17 protein-coding genes are annotated in these 21,875 nt (G+C 32.5%); 10 read left to right on the forward strand and 7 right to left on the reverse strand.

Translation table 11 applies throughout. The features are described from left to right. Positions 1 to 69: 69 nt before the first annotated feature. The 3 genes from Q0921_RS22520 to Q0921_RS22530 form a co-directional block, all read right to left on the reverse strand. The gene (locus Q0921_RS22520; protein WP_299261004.1) at positions 70 to 1,533 is read right to left on the reverse strand and encodes a hypothetical protein; all 1,464 of its coding nucleotides are present in this window, start codon (positions 1,531 to 1,533) and stop codon (positions 70 to 72) included. A gap of 185 nt (positions 1,534 to 1,718) precedes the next feature. After that, positions 1,719 to 3,152: a hypothetical protein gene (locus tag Q0921_RS22525; RefSeq protein WP_299261006.1), complete on the reverse strand. Its 1,434-nt coding sequence runs from the start codon at positions 3,150 to 3,152 to the stop codon at positions 1,719 to 1,721. Positions 3,153 to 3,372: 220 nt separating this feature from the next. Then, positions 3,373 to 4,797: a hypothetical protein gene (locus tag Q0921_RS22530; protein ID WP_299261008.1), complete on the reverse strand. Its 1,425-nt coding sequence runs from the start codon at positions 4,795 to 4,797 to the stop codon at positions 3,373 to 3,375. 173 nt (positions 4,798 to 4,970) lie between these two features. Here Q0921_RS22530 and Q0921_RS22535 point away from each other — a divergent pair, with 173 nt between their 5' ends. The 4 genes from Q0921_RS22535 to Q0921_RS22550 all read left to right on the forward strand — a co-directional run bounded on the left by Q0921_RS22535 (position 4,971) and on the right by Q0921_RS22550 (position 9,755). Next, a complete protein-coding gene (locus Q0921_RS22535; RefSeq protein WP_299261010.1) occupies positions 4,971 to 5,492 on the forward strand; it encodes an RNA polymerase sigma factor in 522 nt (173 codons plus the stop codon). Positions 5,493 to 5,546: 54 nt separating this feature from the next. Beyond that, positions 5,547 to 6,467 (forward strand): FecR family protein, encoded by a 921-nt coding sequence (locus Q0921_RS22540; RefSeq protein ID WP_299261012.1) that lies wholly within the window; start codon positions 5,547 to 5,549, stop codon positions 6,465 to 6,467. A 4-nt stretch (positions 6,468 to 6,471) separates the two neighbouring features. Then, positions 6,472 to 9,024: a TonB-dependent receptor gene (locus tag Q0921_RS22545; protein ID WP_299261014.1), complete on the forward strand. Its 2,553-nt coding sequence runs from the start codon at positions 6,472 to 6,474 to the stop codon at positions 9,022 to 9,024. Positions 9,025 to 9,233: 209 nt separating this feature from the next. After that, positions 9,234 to 9,755: an FKBP-type peptidyl-prolyl cis-trans isomerase gene (locus tag Q0921_RS22550; RefSeq protein ID WP_299261016.1), complete on the forward strand. Its 522-nt coding sequence runs from the start codon at positions 9,234 to 9,236 to the stop codon at positions 9,753 to 9,755. A gap of 81 nt (positions 9,756 to 9,836) precedes the next feature. On the opposite strand, the gene Q0921_RS22555 is transcribed toward Q0921_RS22550, so the two are convergent. Both Q0921_RS22555 and Q0921_RS22560 read right to left on the reverse strand, forming a co-directional pair. Next, positions 9,837 to 10,256: a nucleoside-diphosphate kinase gene (locus Q0921_RS22555; RefSeq protein ID WP_299261018.1), complete on the reverse strand. Its 420-nt coding sequence runs from the start codon at positions 10,254 to 10,256 to the stop codon at positions 9,837 to 9,839. Positions 10,257 to 10,431: 175 nt separating this feature from the next. Then, the gene (locus Q0921_RS22560; RefSeq protein WP_299261020.1) at positions 10,432 to 11,463 is read right to left on the reverse strand and encodes an alkaline phosphatase D family protein; all 1,032 of its coding nucleotides are present in this window, start codon (positions 11,461 to 11,463) and stop codon (positions 10,432 to 10,434) included. 79 nt (positions 11,464 to 11,542) lie between these two features. Here Q0921_RS22560 and Q0921_RS22565 point away from each other — a divergent pair, with 79 nt between their 5' ends. The 3 genes from Q0921_RS22565 to Q0921_RS22575 are packed head-to-tail and all read left to right on the forward strand — an operon-like array spanning position 11,543 to position 14,255. Then, positions 11,543 to 12,559: a DHH family phosphoesterase gene (locus tag Q0921_RS22565; protein WP_299261022.1), complete on the forward strand. Its 1,017-nt coding sequence runs from the start codon at positions 11,543 to 11,545 to the stop codon at positions 12,557 to 12,559. Beyond that, on the forward strand, positions 12,556 to 13,107 hold the full coding sequence (gldI, locus tag Q0921_RS22570; protein ID WP_299261024.1) for a gliding motility-associated peptidyl-prolyl isomerase GldI: 552 nt from the start codon (positions 12,556 to 12,558) through the stop codon (positions 13,105 to 13,107). Before Q0921_RS22565 ends, gldI begins: the two co-directional genes overlap by 4 nt. Positions 13,108 to 13,121: 14 nt before the next feature. Further along, positions 13,122 to 14,255, forward strand: a complete 1,134-nt coding sequence (locus tag Q0921_RS22575) for a peptidylprolyl isomerase (RefSeq protein ID WP_299261025.1) — start codon at positions 13,122 to 13,124, stop codon at positions 14,253 to 14,255. A gap of 77 nt (positions 14,256 to 14,332) precedes the next feature. On the opposite strand, the gene Q0921_RS22580 is transcribed toward Q0921_RS22575, so the two are convergent. Further along, complete coding sequence (locus Q0921_RS22580; RefSeq protein WP_299261026.1) at positions 14,333 to 15,793, reverse strand: aminoacyl-histidine dipeptidase; 1,461 nt, start codon at positions 15,791 to 15,793, stop codon at positions 14,333 to 14,335. Positions 15,794 to 15,975: 182 nt separating this feature from the next. On the opposite strand from Q0921_RS22580, the gene Q0921_RS22585 reads away from it, so the two are divergent. From Q0921_RS22585 to Q0921_RS22595, 3 genes are all read left to right on the forward strand, one after another. Beyond that, positions 15,976 to 17,040, forward strand: a complete 1,065-nt coding sequence (locus Q0921_RS22585; RefSeq protein ID WP_299261027.1) for a DUF3810 domain-containing protein — start codon at positions 15,976 to 15,978, stop codon at positions 17,038 to 17,040. Between the two features lie 119 nt (positions 17,041 to 17,159). Beyond that, positions 17,160 to 20,147 carry an amidohydrolase family protein gene (locus Q0921_RS22590; protein ID WP_299261029.1) on the forward strand — a complete coding sequence of 996 codons (2,988 nt, stop codon included), beginning with the start codon at positions 17,160 to 17,162 and terminating at the stop codon, positions 20,145 to 20,147. A 17-nt stretch (positions 20,148 to 20,164) separates the two neighbouring features. Continuing rightward, entirely contained in the window at positions 20,165 to 21,457 is a 1,293-nt protein-coding gene (locus tag Q0921_RS22595; protein WP_299261031.1) for an amidohydrolase family protein, read from the forward strand. A 59-nt stretch (positions 21,458 to 21,516) separates the two neighbouring features. Here the strand turns inward: Q0921_RS22595 and Q0921_RS22600 are convergent, their stop codons facing one another. Continuing rightward, complete coding sequence (locus Q0921_RS22600; protein WP_299261033.1) at positions 21,517 to 21,834, reverse strand: hypothetical protein; 318 nt, start codon at positions 21,832 to 21,834, stop codon at positions 21,517 to 21,519. Positions 21,835 to 21,875 lie beyond the last annotated feature (41 nt).

A 21,875-nucleotide genomic window follows, 5' to 3' on the forward strand; every position in this document is an offset into this window, starting at 1 on the left:
TATTAAATTAGAAAATTTGAATACGGAATATTACTACTTACACACTTTAATGCCTTCTAAAAACGTGACTTACTCAATTACTAGTTGCTCACAAAACTCGGCTCCATCTGGACAAGTATCCGTTTCTGCTCTAATACAAATTTCATAGGTTCCTGGATCAAATTGGAAAAAGAACATATTATCCCCCTCTTGTCCGCCATCCTGTTCTATAATATCCCCATTTATTTCCCATTGGTAGGTTACAGTATCAATATTTTCGAAATTTGCTGTAAAATTATAACTGGGAGTGTTTCCTTCTTGTTCTATTGTAAAAAACAAATTAGGACAAATCGGCTCAACGATTATCTCTTTACAAAACTCAGCTCCGTTAGGACAAGAAGGAGTTTCTGTTCTAATGCAAACCACGTGTTCTCCTGGCGATAAATTAGAAAACAACATATTATCTCCATTAGCTCCTCCATCATTTTCTATAAGCTCATTATCTATATACCATTGATAATTTAACTCCTCCATATTCGAAAAACTTGATGTAAAAGTATATCCTAATGTTCCTTGTTCTTGTTCAAAATCAAAAAACAATTCTGGACAAAAAGCAGTAACTTCTATCTGTTTACAAAACGTTATACCCTCAGGGCAATCAGCAGTTTCAGCTTTTATACAAACTTCATAAGTACCTGGTGAATCAAAATTACGTATCAATACATTATCACCTTGATTATTGGGTCCATCACTCTCTATAAATTGACCACCTACAAACCAATCATAAACCCCTACTTCTTCTATATCAGGAAAATCTGCAGTAAACTGATACCCTAAATTAAATTGATCTGTGAGATCAGAAGTAAAACTTAGGCTCGGACATCTACTTTCGCAAGATTCTATTAGTCTATAAAAACCAAAATATGTTTCTATTGTGTTACTTTCAAAATTCGGAGATACTAATACATTAACTGGAAATTTAAAACTGGGCTGATAAGCTGTTCCTTGCTCTTGATAAAAAATTCTAAACGCATCATCTGTTGTAATTTCAGTTTCTTCTCCAGTCATATTAAAAAAAGTTATTGGATAATCAAACTTAAAGCACCCATTAAAAAATTGGTCAAAGTCATCTCTGATTGTATCGAACTGGCATTCGCTTAAGACAGTTAACAAAGCTACCTCATTCGAAATAGATAGCATCGTATCTGTATTTCTAAAAATTATATTAATTGGAAATTCTAATCCTGTGACATTAAAATTAGCTCCTTGGCTTGAAATCACATCTACTAATCCATCATAACTTTCAATCTTTATGGTAGAATCTGTATTATACCCAAGTGTAATAGGATATACAAATCTAAAACATTGTTCATTTTCTGAGAGAAAAGTTGTGGTAGTATCAAAGTTATTAAGAACCGTTACTAGAGCGGCACTTGATATAACATTACCTGTGTTTTCTTCAGGAAAGAACGAGTCATCAGTAACACAACTACTAAAGAATGATAACATTATCAGTAATGCGTATAACGGTATATATGTGTTGAAATTCTTCAAAATAATTTGCATTTATATAAGTAAAACGTCTGAAAATCAGTCTACCCTACCTTAAATCAAAATAAATTTTTCAATCTATTTCAATTCACAATCTAATACATCTTACTGGTATAACCAAAATTCCCTGGAAGAATGGCAATGCTTCCAGGGAATTAACCTAATTAATCTAACCTAACAAAAGTTGTTTATTCGATCACTAATGTTTTACAAAATGTAGTTCCATTAGGACAGTTTGGTGTTTCTGCGGTAATACAGATTTCGTATGTCCCTGATCCGAATTGATAGTATAAATAATCATCTCTATCGTTACTACCGATAATTTCTGAGTTTACAACGTCTCCATTGATTGTCCATTCATATGAAACATCATTCATCCCCCCAAATTCTGCCCAGAAATTATATCCAGGAGTATTTCCTTCTTGTTCAATATTGAAGAATAAATCAGGACAATCATTTTCTGATCCTTCGATTTCTATTACTTTACAAAATGTTACTCCTTCTGGACATTCTGGAGTTTCTACAGAAAGACATACCTCAAAACTACCTGCACTAAATTGGTAATAAAAAGGATCGTTATGACCTGAACTTGTTCCTATATAATCACCGTTAACAGACCACTCTAATGTTACATCATCGATACCTTGAAAAGCGTTTGGATAAAAATAATACGCTAGATTATCACCATCTTGTTCTGCTTCAAAGAATAATTCTGGACACACAGTAGTATCTCCTTCAATTTCAATAATTTTACAGTAAGATGTTCCTTCTGGACATTCTGGAGTTTCTGTCTTTAAACACACTTCATATCTTCCAGGAGCAAACTGATAATACAATCTATTGTTATCTCCATTATTTGAATCTTCTACTAATTCTCCATCAATAAACCATCCTAACCACTCGAATTGATCTGCTCCTTCAAACTCTACTTGAAAATAATATGCTGGATTATCTCCATCTTGTTCAGCAATAAAAAATAATTCAGGACATCCTTCATCTACGTCTGCTTCTGCTATCTCAATAATCTTACAATAAGAAGTTCCGTTAGGACAATCTGGTGTCTCTGTTTTAATACATACTTCGTAACTACCTGGCTCATTAAATTCCCAAAACAAATAATTATTCTCATTTTGGTTATCATTATCTACTACCTCTCCATCTATAAACCACTCATAACGAGTTTCTTCAATTTCTGGAAAGTCTGCTATAAACTTATATTTATTTAATCTTTCATATTGTCTTGCTTCAAAAAATAGGTCAGGGCAAGGATCTGTTTCATCAATATCAACCTCAATCTCTTTACATACTTCTATAGGGCATGTATCGCTTGCTACTTTTACACAAACAGTATATGTTCCTTCTTCGAATTGATATTCGAAAATCTGATTGGCTATATCATTTAGATTACCAGTATCTATTTCTTCTCCATCAATAGACCAAGTAAGCCTTACATCCTCGATACCATCAAATTGAGCTGCAAATCGATACACTGCGCTACCAGAAACATTGTCTACATTAATAGTAACATCTGGACAATTTTCTAATTCTTCAATCTCTTCACAAGAAATAAATCCTAACAGTAATGCAAAGATCATTACATACCAAATACTAAGTTTTTTCATCTTTCTAATTTTTAGGGGTTGTCAATAATTAATTGTTTGAGAACTTTTTTATAAGTCCTACAATAATGAAACGCAGTTGAGAAAAAACACCCTACCCTTTCCTTCAAAAAAAATGTTAATTCTACTACTTTTTTTCCTAAAAAAATTAAATAAAATAAGGTCATACATCCATATGACCTTATTAATAATATTTGAAAAAAAATTGTTTGTTCCTATAAATCTACATTTGATAATCTATCTGAATGCACTTCTCTAAATTACCACAAGTTTGAGAAACTGCTTTATAACAGATTTCATATGTCCCTGATTGATTTACATGATCTATAAGCCTTAATACGCGAGGAGTTATAGGCGTAGTAGATGTTCCATTGATTGTCCATACTACAGAATTCGGATCAATATCCGTTATAGATAATGCTGTTGCTATAGCAATCTTATCCTCATAGTTTATTACATCAAAAACCGAGCAATCAATACTTTGCGGTTCTGGTACTACAATACTTGCACAATATTCTGTTCCATTAGGACATTCGTTAGTTTCTGCTTTTATACAAACAGTATATGTCCCAGGGTTATAAGAACTTAAATCTAACATATCGTCTCTGTCCTGACTCTGTAAACTTTCTGTTTCTACTAATGTACCATCAACGAACCATTCATACACATCTAATTGATCAATTCCAGGAAAACTAGCGAACATTAAAGTTCCTTCTTCTATAAATGATACATCTGGACAGTCATCTCCTCCATTATTATCATCTGTTACCTGAACTGATACACACGCCTCGATTCCTTGAGAACAATCGTTAGAACTAAATTTTACACAAACTTCATAAGAACCTGGATTGTAATCGCTCAAATCTAATGTCACAACACTACCTTGAACCTGCAAGTCTTCAGCCGCTACAAGTTGGTTATTCACATACCATTTAAATAAATCGATATCATCGGTACCACTAATTGTAGCAATAACAATGTCTCCTTCTGAACTAACCGAAAGATCAGGGCAAGCATCCTGTCCATCTCCATCGATAGTAATCTCTTCGCAATATTCTGTACTAGTACAAGTTGGGCTTTCTGAAATTAAACAAATACTATATGTTCCTTCTTCTAAATTAGCAAGAGAAAATTTATTATCTCCTTGGTTATCGGTTCCTTCATTCTCAATAATAGTTTCATTACCAAGAGTTTCTCCAGAAACTTGCCAAGCATAAAATTCTAATGTATCCATACCTTCAAAATCAGCTATTAGGTAATCCCCATCTCTTGTGAATTTTAATTCTGGACAACCTTCCATATCTTCTCCTATAACTATCTCTTTACAAAACGCTATACCTGCAGGACAATCTGGTGTTTCTGCTTTGATACAAATAGTATAAGTACCAGGATTATATTCTGAAATATCTAATACATTATCACGTTGATTTTCTAAGCTTTCAGTTTCTACCAATTCATCGTTTACAAACCACTCGTAAACGTCTAAACTGTTTATTTCTTCAAAATTTGCAATTAATTTTCCACCATCTCTTTCAAAAGATAATTCTGGACACTCTGTATTCGAATCGCTATCATCGCTTTCTTCGCAAGAAATAAATGTTAGCATAAGCCCTAGCATAAGTAGGCTAAGAATTTTAAGATTTTTCATTTTAAGATTTTAATTAAAGATTAAGTAAAACTCAATTGAGATATTTTGTGCGTTATAACACTAGTAAAACGTTAATCAATTGCCCTACCCCACCCCAACTTTTATTTTTTTTATAATTTATTTTTTTTGGTATCAGAAAAAAATCTAGTTTTGACACTAAATTAATCCCCCAAATGTCTGACAGTAAAAACTCTACTTGTGATGAACAAGCCTTTAATCAATTTTTCAAAAGTCATGCTAAACTTTTGAGGAGTTATCTATACTATAAATTTGGAGATCTTGATCAGGCGGAAGATATCGTGCAAGATTCTTTTATTAAATTATGGAATAATTGTGCAAAGGTCCCTTTAGACAAAGCAAAAAGTTATGTATATACGATTGCTACTAATTTGGGAATTAGTATTGCAAGACATCAACAAGTAAAGTTTAAACATCAAAAATATATTACACAAAGAAAAAGTGATGTAACTAATGAATCTCCAGAGTTTGTTATGCTTGAAAAAGAATACATGGAGAAGCTAAAAAATGCTATAGCTGATTTACCCGATAGACAACGTGAAGTTTTTTTACTAAGTAGAATTGATAAAAAAACATATAGAGAAATTGCCGAGTTATCGAATGTATCGGTAAAAGCAATAGAAAAACTAATGCACAAAGCTTTAGTGACTTTAAGAAAAAAAATTGGAAATATTTAAAACAAAGGTAGGGTAATAACCAACTTAAACGTTTCTATTATATATAAGCAGATTATGTTTGACGATAAAAAAGATGATATATTCTTATCTAGATGGGTTAATGGAGATCTTTCTCCTGAGGAACTTAATGAGTTTCAGTCTCATCCGGAATACGAATATTATATGAAGATTTTAGCTGGTGCCGATACTTTAGATTTAACGGAGTATGATGTAGATACTGCTTTACGTAACATAAAATCAAATAAACAAACTTCTTCCAATAAAACCTCTAAACCGGTTATTAAACTTTGGCCCTATTTAGCTGTAGCGGCTTCTATTGCAATTATATTTGGTTTATTTTTATTCAATACTAATGACTCTTTTGCGACTTCTTATGGCGAACAATTAACAGTAATATTACCGGATGGTTCTGAAATGATACTAAATGCTAAGTCTGAGGCAAGTTTCGATAAAAACAATTGGGATGCCAATCGAAACATATCCTTAGAGGGCGAAGCTTATTTTAAGGTAAAAAAAGGAAGTAAATTTACTGTTACTACTAAAAATGGGGATGTCTCTGTATTAGGAACTCAATTTAATGTGCAATCACAAGCTTCATTTTTTGAAGCAGTTTGCTATGAAGGTAAGGTGAGTGTTACAAGTAAACAAGAGAATACAATTCTTACTGCCGGAAAAGCATACAGAAACATTACAAATACACCCCCTGAACATTGGACATTTGTAGCACAAGAACCTTCCTGGATTACTAACACTAGTTCGTTTAGAAGTGTGCCTTTACATTATGTTTTTAAAGAGCTAGAAGATCAATACAACATCTCCATAAATATAAAGAATCCAGATATAAATATCAACACAATTTATACTGGAACTTTTCCTAATAATGACATGAACATTGCTCTTAAAACAGTTTTTAGTACCTTAGGTTTGCAATACCAACTATTGCAAAATGGTAAGACCGTGGTAGTAGAAAATTAAGAGCATGACTAGATTCTTTTGTGTATGCATATTTTTGTGGAATATAGCTGTTTTTTCACAGGAAAAAGCAACTATAATTGATGCAAAAAACTATCCCTTATCACAAATAATTCCATCTTTAGAAAAACAATTCAATGTAAAGTTCTCATATATTGATGTAACTATCATTAATAAATTAGTCTCTTTACAGACTAATACCGAAACTAGTATAAAAGATGTTCTTGATAGTCTGGAACAACAATCCAAATTAAAGTTTGAAGTCACGGGAGAAAATTTTATTACCATTAGAAAATATTCTAAAAAGGATACTGTTACTGTCTGTGGTTATATTTATAATGAAAACTCAGAACCACTAGAAAAAATTCGTGTTTTTTTTAAAGCTTCCAGAACCAATATTACTACAAACGAAAAAGGGTATTTTGAGAATGAAGAAATACCTTTTAATTCAGCAATTTTGATAAGTGCTCCAGGCTTTCGGCAGAAAGTATTAAACACTTCAGAATTTGTTAGTAAAAACAATTGTATAAAGATCTACCTTACGAATACAATTGAAACACTGGATGAAGTGGTTATCCAAGAATACCTTACCAAAGGGATTACTCAAAACAAAAAAGTAGTAAATATTGATCTAAAAGATATTGAGATACTACCAGGTCTTACGGAACCAGATATTTTGCAAAGTGTTCAATTGACCCCCGGTGTTAATAGTCCGTTCGAGACAGCATCTGGATTATACGTCCGTGGTAGCACTCCTAATCAAAACTTAGTCCTTTGGAACGGTATCAAAACATACCATCAGGGTCATTTCTTCGGAATGCTATCTGCATTTAACCCTTATGTGGTTAAAGAAATAGATTTTTCTAAAAGTGGTGTAAGTGCTAAATACGGAGATAGGATCTCAGGTGTGATAGATATCAAAACTGAAAATGAAGTTGCAGAACATTTTACAGGAGGAGCCGGTTTTAATATGATCAATGCAGATGCTGTTGTTCACGCTCCTATTATAAAGGATAAAGTGTCATTACAAGTCTCTGGAAGAAGATCATATACAGATCTTTTAGAAACATTTACCTATAAAAAATTTGCAGATCGTGTTTTTCAGAACACAACTATCGCAGAAACTAACCCGCTTAATGAAGCTACAAATGATTTTTTTTATGGTGATTATAATGCTAACCTAATTGCCAATATTTCTGATTTTGATAAAATTGAAGCGAATGCTTTATACAGCAAAAATGATCTCGACTTTAAGCGAAGTGATGATCTTATGTCTTTTAATGATCATTTAATTACTGAAAATGAAGGATATAACCTTAGTTGGAAACATAAATCAAATAATGGACTTAAGATTAAAACCAGTGGGTATTATACAAGATATTTATTAAACTATCAGTTTATTACTGGAGCGTCTGGAAGTACTATAGAAACAGAAAGTAAGAAAAATAGTGTAAAAGACTTAGGAGCAGCCTTAGACCTCACTTATTCGTTATCTGATAATCATACTGTTCTGGGAGGATATCAATTTTCCAACAATACTATCAAGTATGCATTTGTAACGACTACACCAACCTATGAATTAATTCTGGATCAAGATGATCGTCTTCTAAATACACACGCAATCTATGGTGAATACAAATACGAGGCTCCTCAAAACTTTTATCTTTCTGTCGGACTACGCTTGAATAACTACGCTGAATTAGATAAATCATTTGTAGAACCTAGAGTTTTTGTACAAAAAAACTTATCAAAGTATTGGGAAGTTAATGCCACAGGAGAATATCGAAGTCAAGCTGTTAGCCAAATTAGAGAATCCGTTGTTAGTGATCTATCCTTAGAAAATCAAGTTTGGACATTAGCTAACAAAGAACAATTTCCTGTAATCACTAGTTATCAATTTACTTTGGGAAGTAGTTTTAAAAAAAATAAATGGTATTTTGATGTAGACACCTATTATAAGCAAATAGATGATATTACATCACTTACAGCAGGTTTTATTAATCCAATTGATAACACCTATCATAATGGTGAAAGCAGGGTTTATGGAATTGATTTTTTTCTAAAGAAGCATTTTAAAAACTATAAAACTTGGGTTAGCTATTCATACATCAATACTAAAAATAAATTTGATGGTATCAACAATAACGAATCTTTTCCTGGCAACTGGAATATAGAGCATACAGTAAAATGGTCTCATTTTTATAAGATCAATAATTTTCAGTTTTCTTTAGGTTGGCTTTGGCATACCGGTAAAGCGTTCACCAATGTTGCTGGAGTTGATGAAAGTGGGAATCTGGTATTATTAGATTTCGGAGAAATCAACGGGAATAATTTACCCATTTATCATAGGTTGGACTTCTCCGCTATTTATGATTTTAAAATAAAATCAACTTCTAATATTAAATATCGATTAGGGCTTTCTGTTCTGAATCTATATGATAGAGAAAACTTACTTAATAGAGAATTCAGAACTACTAATTCATTAAATAATCGTTTTGTAAATTCGGATATTGTTGCTTTGGGAATTACTCCTAATATCAGTTTTAGAGTATTTTGGTAGTCTCTTGTCAAAACAGAGATTTTTTCTTACCTCATAACATACTAAAAAAGTATTATTCCATCTGATTTAGAAAAATCACGGTAATCTTAAACTTATTTACTGCCTTGTACTTTATTTTTTTTTAGTAAAAAAAGTAAAATTATATGGTAACAAATATTGGTTTCACGTCACTTAAAAGAAACCACAATTACTTTTTCAATTAAAAACTTATGAAAAACACATTTATAGTACTTACTTTATCTTTCTTTTTTCTCTCTTGCAGTTCTGACGATGACCAAGGTTTCGATCCTGGAGAGCCTATAAATCTGGAGTACACTCAAGAAGAAAAAGATGCAGAATTGCAATGGATAGAAAACTATATATCAGACAATAACATTTCTGCTACAACAACGAATTCAGGATTATCTTATACTGTAATTAGTGAAGGTAATGGATTAACTCCAATAGACGATGACACTGTGATATTTCACTTTAAAACTAGCATTGCAGAAACAGGTGAAGTTGTTGGAGAGTCCAATAAAGAAAATAATGATTACGGAATCGCTGCACCAATGAGATCTCTTTTAGCAGGTGTTAGAGAAGGTTTTAAACAAGTTAATGAAGGTTCTAAAATTATTATAATTGTACCTTCTTACTTAGCCTATGGAAAACTCGGTAGTTTTGATGGTTCTATACCACCAGAGACTATTATGATTTATGATATGGAATTAAATATTGTACTGAAAAATTAAAGAATTAATAAGATCTATTAAAACAAAAAAGCCATTCGCCTGAGACGGATGGCTTTGAACACTATTATAGTATAATTTTTCTTAGAACTGCTCTCTTCCTGAAAAATGAAAAGCACCCTCTATGGCTGCATTATCGTCACTATCACTTCCGTGAACAGCATTTTCACTAATAGAAGTAGCAAACTTCTTACGAATAGTTCCTTCTGCAGCTTCTTCTGGATTTGTAGCACCGATTAAGGTTCTAAAATCTTCTACAGCATTTTCTTTTTCAAGAATAGCTGCCACGATTGGACCACTAGTCATATATTCTACTAATTCTCCATAAAAAGGACGCTCACTGTGCACAGCATAAAATGCTTTAGCATCATTAGTAGTTAATTGAGTTAATTTCATTGCTACAATTCTAAAACCTGAAGCAGTAATTTGTTCAAGAATCGCACCGATGTAGCCTTTTCTTACCGCATCTGGCTTAAGCATTGTAAAAGTTCTATTTGTTGCCATTTTTAAAATTTGGTTTTTATCTTATTTCCTTTTAAAGGGAAACTTTATTCTTTAAATGTTTTTTTGACCATTTTGGCCAAATGCAAAATTTTGTGCAAAAGTATAGATAAAAGCATCAAAAACAAGAAATTTCCTCAGAAAGTACTGTCTTTTCCGAAATCCAAATAGAAAAATTCTAATTTTTAGGATATTGCTGTATTATTTCCTGTAAAATGGCATTGTTTTCACCACGCATCTGCATAGTTACTTCTTGAGTATCAAAATTAAATTTCAAAATCCCAAAACTTGGAATAAAAATTACTTCTCCTAGTCTATATTTATTAGGTTCTCCTGAATACTTGGTATACGCGTGTGTCAATCCACTAGATGTAAAATCAACTAATGGATATGATAATTCTGATAAATTTATTTTTGAAAATTCCGAAATATGACGATCACCACTCAGTATAATAGCATTTTTAACATCATTATTTATAATCAATTGGTGTAAACGTTCCATCTCATCAGGAAAATTGGCCCAACACTCCCAACCATGTTCTCCTGATAAAAATTGCACACTACTTACTACAATATTAAAATCTGCTTTACTTGACTTTAATTCATTTTCTAACCATAACCATTGTGTTTCTCCTAACATGGTTCCTTTACCGTTTTTATAAGGAAGATATCGTTTTTTACCTATACTATCTTTTAGGAGTGGAGATCTAAAATATCGAGTATCCAGTGCAATCACTTTGATACTACCCTTTAATGTTTCAAAAACTCTAGAGGTATATATCCCTTCTTGCTTTCTTCTTTTATCCTCTTCGGAAACTCCAAGAAAATCTAAAAACAATCGCTGACTTTCTTTTTTCATCTTCCATTCTACTCCTGCATCGTTTTTGCCATAATCATGATCATCCCAGGTAGCGAGAATCGGAACTTCCTTTTTTAGTTCTTGATAGCCTACATTGTCATTTTGAATTTTATAATCGTTTGCAATTTTAACCATATTCTCAGAGTCACCATAAATATTATCACCTCCCCAAATAAACATATCAGGATTGTTTTTTAAGATCTCTTTCCAAAAAGGTTGAGGACTATTTTGTTTATTACAACTTCCAAAAGCAATAATGAAATCAGAAGTTTCGTTTTGTGGTATTGTTTGACAAATACTGCAATGAACCGTAAAAAATAAAGCAAAAAATAAACTATTTTGAATTTTCATTTTAGAATAAATTAGAACTCTGTAAAATTAAGAATTCCTTTATTACCATATTATTAATAAATAGTATATTCGCTGATCTATGAATACGAGTGAGATTAAAGAAATAAAAGTGCTTTTGAGCACTCCAAAAAAAATTGTTATTATTCCCCATAAAAATCCAGATGGAGATGCTATTGGATCTACCTTAGCACTACATCATTACTTATCTGGATTAGGACATCATTCTTCTGTTATTACGCCTAATGATTACCCGAATTTTTTAAAATGGATTCCAGGAGAGAGTTCGATTATCAAACATGATAGTGATACTAATTTGGCAGTATCTAAAATTAAAGAAGCAGATATTATTTTCACTTTAGATTTTAATCATTTCTCCAGAACTGGAAATATGGAAAATGTTTTGATCCAAACTGATACTACATTTATTATGATTGATCATCACCAGCAACCGGATGATTATGCAACATATACTTACAGTGATGTTGGTATGAGTTCTACTTGTCAAATGATATATCATTTTATAGAAAAATTAGATGATCTCGATAAAATCAATGCTGATATCGCTACTTGTATTTATATTGGTATCATGACGGATACGGGTTCATTTCGGTTTAGATCCACAACCAGTACCACACATAGAGTAATTGCAGATCTAATTGATCGCGGAGCTGACAATACTAGAATCCACGAAGATATTTATGATACCAACTCGCACTCCAGATTACAATTACAAGGAGTAGCGTTAAAAAATCTAAAAGTACTTCCGGAATACAAAACCGCTTATATTACTTTATCTCAAAAAGAATTAGATGATCATAATTTTAAGAAAGGAGATACAGAAGCATTCGTTAACATGGGGCTATCTCTAGAAGGAATAGTTTTTGCATTGATTTTTATTGAAAATAGAGGTGAAAACATTATAAAAATATCGCTGCGTTCTAAAGGTGATTTTTCTGTAAATGAGTTCTCCCGAAATCATTTTGAAGGAGGAGGGCATCACAACGCTGCAGGGGGGAAAAGCAATCTTTCTCTTAAGGAAACTGTTGAGAAATTTATTAGTATATTACCCTCTTATAAAAACGCACTAAATCCATGAGATATTTCCTTCTATTCTTAAGTGTTTTAACACTGCTTTTTTCTTGTAAAGCGCCAGAAGCAAGGAAACCGATTAGCATTTCATCAGGGTCATTTATTAATGAATCAATAAATAGAAATAAAGAGCTCACTGCCAGAGAAGAAGCCAGGATTCAAAAAATTATTAAAGAAGATTCATTAAATAATTATATTTCATCAGATGGTGGTTTCTGGTATTATTATGAGAAAAAAGACACCATTTCTTCTATTACACCTAAGTTTGGTGATATTGTAAACTTCAATTACGATGTAAAAAACCTAAATGGTACTATCATCTACAATCAAAAAGAACTAGATACTGTAAATTATTCTATTGATCAGGAAGATCTTTTTTTTGGATTAAGAGAAGGTTTGAAACTAATGAAAGAAGGAGAAATAGCAACTTTTTTGTTCCCATCTTATCAAGCTTACGGTTATTATGGCGATGATCATAAGATTGGGACAAATATTCCGTTAATATCAAGAGTAACACTTAATAAAATCACAAAACAATCAACAAAAGAAAATTAAACCTTAACAAAAAAATGAAAAAATTAAGTCTTTTATTTTTAGCACTTATCGCCATTACTTTTACTAATTGCGAAGAAAAATACCCAGAACTTGGAGATGGAATCTATGCAGAAATTATTACCAATAAAGGAACTGCTATTGCTAAATTACACCACGAAGCAACACCATTAACCGTAGCTAATTTTGTTTCTCTAGCAGAGGGAACTAATACTTTGGTAGATAGTTTATATAAAGGAAAAAAATATTATAACGGCATCATATTCCATAGAATTATAAAAGATTTTATGATTCAGACAGGAGATCCTCTAGGAACCGGAACTGGAGATCCAGGATATAAATTCCCAGATGAAATTGTAGACTCATTGACTCACAAGTCTAAAGGTATCTTATCTATGGCTAATTCTGGTCCAGCTACAAACGGAAGTCAATTTTTTATAACTCTTAAAGAAACACCATGGTTAAATGGTAAGCATACCGTATTCGGAGAAATCGTTTCTGGACAAGATCTGATAGATAGCCTCGGAGTTGTAGAGACAAAGAAGCCAGGAGACAAACCAGTTTCTGAAGTAAGAATGGAACAGGTAAATATTATTAGAAAAGGAAAGAGTGCTAAATCATTTGATGCCAATGCAGTTTTTGAAGGAAAACTAAAAGCATTAGAAGAAGAGAAATTAGAAAAGGAAAGAATTAAAAAAGAACAGAGTATTAAAACCGCTGCTAGATTTACTGAATTAAAAGAAAAAGCAACAAAACTAGAAAGTGGTTTAGAAATATATTTCATTAATAAAGGAGATGGAACACAACCTAAACAAGGACAAATAGTGAATCTCAATTATCAAGGATACTTTACTGATGGAAGAATATTTGATACAAATATGGAAGAAGTAGCAAAAAAAACAGGAACGTGGGATAAGCGTCGTGCAGATCACCCAAAAGGATATGTTCCGATGGAGATGGCTTATTCTGCAGATGCTAAAATGATAGCTGGTTTTAAAGAAGGAGTACAACAAATGAAAACTGGAGATAAAGCTGTTATATTTATTCCTTCTCATTTAGGATATGGAGAAAGAGGCAGAAACCCTATTCCTCCGAATACAGATTTGATTTTTGAACTTGATTTACTTGAAATCCAAGGAGGAGAGAAATAGAATTAAATAACTAATAAAATAAAGAGGCATCTCATTTGAAAATGAGATGCCTCTTTATTTTTGTAGAAATCCAAAAATTACTTCAATGGAATATTTTGTAAAATTTCCTTTACAAAACCCCAATATTTTTGAGCGGAAGAAATACTAGCTCGCTCATCAGGAGAATGCGCACCTAAAATAGTAGGCCCAAAAGATATCATATCCATATTAGGATAATTTTGCCCTAAGATACCACATTCCAATCCTGCGTGACAAGCAGCAATATGAGCCTTTTCTCCATTTATTTTTTGGTACAATTCATCTAGCACCGTTAATATAGCAGAATTCATATTTGGCGCCCAACCTGGATAATCTCCATCAGTTATAACCTCACATCCTATTAATTCGAAAGTTGCTCTTAATTTATTAACCAGATCTAATTTTGTAGATTCTACACTACTTCTCGTCAAACATTCAATCTTAATATTACCACTACCAATAGTTACTTTAGCAATATTATTAGAAGTTTCTACTAAATCAGGAATAGACAAACTCATTACATACACTCCGTTATGAGCTGCATACAAAGATTTCAGAACACCTTCCTGAACTCCTAATTCCATAACTTTATTTGGTAAATCCACAGGATTTAACTCAATTGACAAATTTGTATCAACCAAAGAGAGTTCTTTTTTTATAGTAGTAATTAATTCACCTACTTCAAATTCAAACGCTTTTGACTGTATCGAATCAACTACAATCGTAGCAAAACTTTCTCTTGGAATTGCATTTCGAAGACTACCTCCTTTAATTTCATGAATTCTAAGTCCAAAGTTCTCAAAACCATCAAACAACAACCTATTCATTATCCTATTAGCATTACCTAATCCTTTATGAATATCCATCCCAGAGTGTCCTCCATTAAGACCTGTTACCGAGATTGTATACGCTGTTTTTCCTTCTGGGACTTCCTCTTCTCTGTATGTTCTTTCTGCAGTTACATCCACTCCTCCTGCGCAACCTACACCGATTTCATCATCTTCCTCTGTATCCAAGTTTAAAAGAATATCTCCTTGTAGCCAATTTGGTTTTAAGCCCATCGCTCCAGTCATTCCTGTTTCTTCATCAATAGTAAACAAAGCTTCAATGGCAGGATGAGAAATATCATTTGATTCTAAAATAGCCATAATCGTTGCTACACCTAATCCATTATCAGCTCCTAAAGTAGTTCCTTTAGCCCTTACCCAATCACCATCAACATACATTTCTATTCCTTGTGTATCAAAATTAAAAACGGTGTCCGCATTTTTTTGATGCACCATATCCAAATGAGACTGTATTACCACAGTTTTTCGATCCTCCATTCCAGATGTAGCTGGTTTACTAATCAAAACATTACCAACGTCATCTACTTCTACAGGTAATCCCAAAGAATTCCCAAAATCCTTCATAAAAGCAATTACGCGTTCTTCTTTTTTAGAAGGTCTCGGAACCGCATTAAGATCTGCAAATTTATTCCAGAGTTCTTTAGGCTCCAGATTTCTTATTTCTGAATTCATATATGTATTGTGTTTTTGGCAAATGTACATTATGAAATGTGCATAATCAAGGATTTATGAATTAACCAAAATGTTTATTTATCGAATTCTATTTGACCTTCATATAATTTAAGAATGAAGAAATAAAAATCTTAATTCATAGGATATATTAAATGTTGTAGTTTTACATTAGATTTAATTATATGCAATCCAAAACAAAATTATACCTTACTATTCTGCTTCCTATACAGGTTATAATTATTAAGATATTATCTTTCTTTCCAGAATTTGTTGATCAGTTTTATAGTAATGGTTTATTTGTTTACACTTCTAAAGCTTTACGTTATGCTTTTGGGTGGCTTCCGTTTTCTTTTGGTGATATTGGATATAGTATTTTAATTATACTACTGATCAGATTTCTATTTAAAAAAGTCTTTCGAAAAAAAATACAATGGAAATCAGTGTTACTAGATACAGGAGCTACTTTATCTATTGTTTATGGTTGCTTCCATATCCTATGGGGAATGAATTACTACAGGTTACCGATGCATGAAATATTAGAGATCAATGACCAATATAGCGAAGATGAACTTTTTTTAGTTTCAGAAAAATTAATAGACAAAGCCAATTTAATCCATACTAGCTTAGAACCTAATGATTCGTTATCCGTAGTGATGCCTTATAGTAAAGATGAAATATTCGAAAAAACAATTCCAGCATATCAGCAACTTAATAAGATCTTTCCAACGCTTAATTATTCTCCAAAAAGTATTAAGAAATCTCTATTAAGTTTACCTCTTACATATATGGGATTTAGTGGTTATCTTAATCCAATTACAAATGAAGCACAAGTAAATGGATTAATTCTTAATTATAAAACTCCAACTACTAGTTGTCATGAAGAAGCACATCAATTAGGCTTTGCTAAGGAAAATGAAGCTAATTTTATAGCAGCTTTAACTACAATGAATTATGATGATCCTTATTTTAACTACAGTGGAACGACATTTGCGTTAAAGTTTTGTTTAAATGATCTATATCTTAGAGATGAGCAAAAAGCTTTTTGTTTAATAGAAAAGTTAAGACCAGGAATTAGAAAAAATTATCAAGAAGTAAATGAATTCTGGATGAGTTATCAAAATCCATTAGAACCAATTTTTAAAAGCACCTACGACACGTACTTAAAAGCAAATAACCAACCTAAAGGTATGGAAACCTATAGCTATGTAGTTGCTTTATTAGTAAACTACTATAAAGACAAGTTATAGTTCTACAAACTATCTCTTGCTTACAATAGTAAATGAAGTTGTTAAAAAATTATTAATTCTTAAGGTCTTTCTATTGCAACGGTTATCTTTAAAACCAATTCATCTTTACACAAACTCTTATGAAAAAACTATTATTATCACTCTTTGTGATATTTATGGGATTTACTCTTAATGCTCAAGAATATTTCCCAAAAAATGATGGCGTAAAAACGTCTAACTCGAATTACACTGTTTTTACCAATGCGATAATTCATACATCTCCAGAAACAGAGATAAAAAATGGTACATTGATCATTCAAAAAGGAAAGATCAAACAGGTCGGGACTGCTCTAACTATTCCAAAAAATAGTGTAGTTATTGATTTAAAAGAAAAACATATATATGCTTCTTTTATTGACCCTTATACCAATTTCGGTATTGAAAAACCAAAAACAAAAGGTAACTCTTTTAGAAGAAACCCTCAATACGATGCTTCTCGAGAAGGATATTATTGGAATGACCATATTCGTCCTGAAACAAATCCACTCGAAGAATTCAAATATGATAACAAGAAAGCGGATGCCTTTATTAAGGAAGGGTATGGAGCACTAAACACTCACATGGCTGATGGAATCATTAGAGGAACTGGTTTTCTGGTAGCTCTTAATAATAAGGGTTCTGAAGGTGAACGTTTACTATCTGATGCGTCATCACAATTACTTTCTTTTACCAAAAGCAAAAAAAGTAATCAAGGATATCCTACCTCCTTAATGGGAGCTATGGCTTTATTGAGACAAGTTTATCTTGATGCCAGTTGGTATGCTAACGGAAATACCGATAACAGAGATTTATCTTTAGAAGCCTTAAACAGAAATAAAAAATTACCTCAAATTTTTGAAGCTGGAAGTAGAATCAACGGTTTTAGAGCGGATAAAATAGGAGACGAATTTAATATACAATACATTATCGTTGGTGGTGGGGATGAATATGCAAGAATCGATAAAGTAAAAGCTACAAATGCTACTTACATTCTTCCACTAGATTTCCCAGAAGCTTATGATGTATCTGATCCATATATGTCAAATCTAGTAAGCCTTGGAGATATGCGTCATTGGAATCAAGCCCCATCTAATCCCTCTGTACTTGCTAAAAATGGGATACGATTTTCATTAACTACCCATAAATTAAAAAAGATAGCTGATCTTAAAACTAGGATAGAAAAAGCAATAGCATATGGTCTGGACAAGAAAACTGTGTTAGCTTCCTTAACTACAATTCCGGCAGAAATCCTAGGTAAAAGCGATGTGCTTGGTAGTTTAAAAAAAGGAGCGTATGCAAACTTCTTAATTACCAGTCAAGAATTGTTCTCTAAAGACAATATTATTTACGAAAACTGGGTACAGGGACATAAAAATATTGTTAACGACATGGATACTGTTAACATTAATGGCACATATGAACTTACCATAGCTGGAAAAACATATGACCTATCCATATCCGGAAAATCCTCAACACCTAAGGCCGAAATAAAATTAGGAGAAACCAAATTAGGAAGTAAGATAAATTATAAAGATGATTGGGTATCTATAACATTTACTGATGCAGATACTACAAAAACACAATATACCAGAATCGTTACCGCAATAAACAATAATCCGAAATTTTGGAGTGGAAAAGCGATTCTTTCTAATGGTGTCGAAACAACTTTTATAGCAAAACAAAAACCAAAAGAAGGCACCAAAAAGAATAAAAAGAAACCAGAAGATAAAAAGGAAGTCCCAAAAGTACTTCCTGTTACGTATCCAAATATTGCCTACGGAACTAGTAAATTACCTATATCCGAAAATCTCTTAATTAAAAACGCTACCGTTTGGACAAATGAATCTGACGGAATCCTAACCGAAACCGATATATTGGTTAAAAACGGGAAAATTGCAGCAATTGGGAAAAACCTTAATATTGGAAATGCAAAAGTTATAGATGCTACAGGAAAGCACTTAACTAGTGGTATTATAGACGAACACTCACATATTGCAGCGGCGGCTATAAATGAAGCTGGTCACAACTCTACTGCCGAAGTAACGATAGAGGATGTTGTAGCTCCTGATGACATTAATATCTATCGTAACCTAGCGGGTGGAGTAACATCTATACAGATTCTTCATGGTTCTGCTAATCCAATTGGTGGTAGATCCGCCATTATAAAGCTAAAATGGGGAGAAAGTGCAGAAAACTTAATATATAATAACTCTCCAAAGTTCATCAAATTCGCCTTGGGAGAAAATGTAAAACAAAGTAATTGGGGTGACGCGGAAAGAATACGTTTCCCACAAACCCGTATGGGAGTAGAACAATTATATGTTGATTATTTTACTCGCGCCAAAGAATATGAAATATTAAAAAATAGTGGAAAAGTATATCGAAAGGATTTAGAAATGGAAACATTAGTGGAAATCCTTAATAGTAAGCGTTTTATTAGTTGTCACTCTTACGTTCAAAGTGAAATTAACATGTTAATAAAAGTCGCAGAGAAGTTTAATTTCAGAATAAATACATTCACACATATTTTAGAAGGATATAAAGTTGCTGATAAAATGGCTACTCACGGAGTTGGTGGATCAACTTTTTCTGACTGGTGGGCATATAAGTATGAAGTAAATGATGCGATTCCATATAATGCAACCATTATGCATAATCAAGGAATAACAGTAGCTATTAATAGTGATGATGGCGAAATGTCTAGAAGATTAAACCAAGAAGCTGCAAAGTCCGTAAAATACGGAGGAGTAAGCGAAGAAGATGCCTGGAAGTTTGTAACACTTAATCCAGCAAAACTTTTACATATTGATGACCGTGTCGGAAGTATTAAAGTAGGAAAAGATGCAGATCTAGTATTATGGACAGATCATCCACTATCTATTTATGCAAAAGCTGAAAAAACAATTATTGAAGGAGCAATATATTTTGATCTTGAAAAAGACAAAGCAATGAGAAAAACTATTGCTCAAGAAAAGAATCAGCTTTCTACTATGTTACTAAAGGCAAAAAACAATGGTTTGAAAACACAACCTCCTAAGAAAAAAGAGAAACAACAATTTCATTGTGAAACTTTAGAAACAATACACTAAAATTAATGAATCAAGACATGAAAAATATATCATACATATTGTTGTTACTACTATTTTCCTCAGGAAATATAATAGCACAGCAAACTCCTGCTAAGTCTCAAAATGAAGCAATTACAATTACAGGTGCAACGGCACACATAGGTAATGGTGAAGTTATAGAGAATAGTATCATTATTTTTGAAAACGGAAAAATAACCAATATTGGTGTTAATGGAAGTACTACTGCTAAAGGAAAAGTAATAGATGCCTCTAGCAAACACGTATATCCTGGATTTATAGCTCCTAATTCGACTTTAGGGCTTGTAGAAATTGGAGCGGTAAGAGCAACTGACGATGATAGCGAAATAGGCGGTTTCAATCCACATATACGAAGTATTGTTGCCTACAATGCCGAAAGTAAAATTGTAGAAAGCATGAGGCCTAATGGTGTTTTAATTGCCCAAACCACACCTCGCGGAGGATCTATTTCTGGAACTTCTTCTATAGTTCAATTAGATGCGTGGAACTGGGAAGACGCTAGTCTAAAAACGGATGATGGCATACATCTTAATTGGCCAAGTCCTTTTACTAGAGGAAGATGGTGGCTAGGAGAAGATCCGGGATTTAAACCAAATAAAAAATACACCGAGCAGGTTGCAAAGATTAATGATTTCATAAATCAAGCAAAAGCTACCGTTCAATCAAATTCAGGTAAAAAAAACTTACCTCATTTGGCAATGAAAAAAATCTTTGATGGCTCTCAAACATTATTTGTCCATGTTAGCCCAGAAAAATCAATTCTTGATGTTCTTAGTTTTACCAAAAAACATGGAATACAAAAAGTGGTCTTAGTACATGCAGATGAAGCTTACAAAGTAGCGAATCAGTTAAAACAGCATAATATCCCTGTATTATTAACAAGAACTCATTCTACCCCTAATTATGAAGATGATGACTATGATCTACCGTACAAAAGTGCTAAGACACTAATGGATGCAGGAGTGTTAGTTGCATTAGAAAATAGTGGTCAGATGGAGCGTGCTAATGCTCGTAATCTTCCTTTTCAGGCAGGAACTGTAGCTGCTCACGGATTGGATAAAGAAAAAGCCCTGCAATTAATTACAGGCAATACTGCCAAAATATTAGGCATTGATGACATGGTAGGTACATTAGAGGTAGGAAAAGATGCTACCTTGTTTATTAGTATCGGTGACGCTTTAGATATGCGAACAAATCAATTAGAAAAAGCTTTTATACAAGGTCGTGATATCAGTTTGGAAAGTCACCAGACTAAACTCTGGAAACGATACAGCAATAAATACAGTAAATAATTGAGTATACTGACATACTAAATAAAAAAGAGGCGCTTTTATCAAGCGCCTCTTTCTATTTAAATTCCCAGCTTTACCATTTGGTGCTCACTTTTGTATTTGAGGGCTACCGTAACTCTTACCGATTCATATATTTCATCTCCTCCTTTTGATCTCCAAACTGCTTTAACACCTTCTTTTATCAACCAGGATAATGAAGGCGTGTATGTTGGTCTAGGTACAAAATGCATTGCGTTTGAAGCCTCTAGCGCTTCTGCATACATTTCTGCCGCTAAATCTCCTAAATCATCAGTTACATCATATTCTGAAATTGTACTATTAGGATAAAAAAAATTTAAGATTTCCGCAACCATAAGGTCATCGTGTAGTTTACTCATCGAATAAGGTTTTAAGAGATTAAAAAAAGATTAACTATTTC

This window comes from uncultured Aquimarina sp. (assembly GCF_947496855.1).
Taxonomy (GTDB): domain Bacteria; phylum Bacteroidota; class Bacteroidia; order Flavobacteriales; family Flavobacteriaceae; genus Aquimarina.

What these genes read in the sequence shown, in the direction of transcription:
- Q0921_RS22525 (WP_299261006.1), bottom strand. Translation starts at nt 3,152, where the DNA reads ATGAAAAAACTTAGTATTTGGTATGTAATGATCTTTGCATTACTGTTA.
- Q0921_RS22530 (WP_299261008.1), bottom strand. Translation starts at nt 4,797, where the DNA reads ATGAAAAATCTTAAAATTCTTAGCCTACTTATGCTAGGGCTTATGCTA.
- Q0921_RS22535 (WP_299261010.1), top strand. Translation starts at nt 4,971, where the DNA reads ATGTCTGACAGTAAAAACTCTACTTGTGATGAACAAGCCTTTAATCAA.
- Q0921_RS22540 (WP_299261012.1), top strand. Translation starts at nt 5,547, where the DNA reads ATGTTTGACGATAAAAAAGATGATATATTCTTATCTAGATGGGTTAAT.
- Q0921_RS22545 (WP_299261014.1), top strand. Translation starts at nt 6,472, where the DNA reads ATGACTAGATTCTTTTGTGTATGCATATTTTTGTGGAATATAGCTGTT.
- Q0921_RS22550 (WP_299261016.1), top strand. Translation starts at nt 9,234, where the DNA reads ATGAAAAACACATTTATAGTACTTACTTTATCTTTCTTTTTTCTCTCT.
- Q0921_RS22555 (WP_299261018.1), bottom strand. Translation starts at nt 10,256, where the DNA reads ATGGCAACAAATAGAACTTTTACAATGCTTAAGCCAGATGCGGTAAGA.
- Q0921_RS22560 (WP_299261020.1), bottom strand. Translation starts at nt 11,463, where the DNA reads ATGAAAATTCAAAATAGTTTATTTTTTGCTTTATTTTTTACGGTTCAT.
- Q0921_RS22565 (WP_299261022.1), top strand. Translation starts at nt 11,543, where the DNA reads ATGAATACGAGTGAGATTAAAGAAATAAAAGTGCTTTTGAGCACTCCA.
- gldI (WP_299261024.1), top strand. Translation starts at nt 12,556, where the DNA reads ATGAGATATTTCCTTCTATTCTTAAGTGTTTTAACACTGCTTTTTTCT.
- Q0921_RS22575 (WP_299261025.1), top strand. Translation starts at nt 13,122, where the DNA reads ATGAAAAAATTAAGTCTTTTATTTTTAGCACTTATCGCCATTACTTTT.
- Q0921_RS22580 (WP_299261026.1), bottom strand. Translation starts at nt 15,793, where the DNA reads ATGAATTCAGAAATAAGAAATCTGGAGCCTAAAGAACTCTGGAATAAA.
- Q0921_RS22585 (WP_299261027.1), top strand. Translation starts at nt 15,976, where the DNA reads ATGCAATCCAAAACAAAATTATACCTTACTATTCTGCTTCCTATACAG.
- Q0921_RS22590 (WP_299261029.1), top strand. Translation starts at nt 17,160, where the DNA reads ATGAAAAAACTATTATTATCACTCTTTGTGATATTTATGGGATTTACT.
- Q0921_RS22595 (WP_299261031.1), top strand. Translation starts at nt 20,165, where the DNA reads ATGAAAAATATATCATACATATTGTTGTTACTACTATTTTCCTCAGGA.
- Q0921_RS22600 (WP_299261033.1), bottom strand. Translation starts at nt 21,834, where the DNA reads ATGAGTAAACTACACGATGACCTTATGGTTGCGGAAATCTTAAATTTT.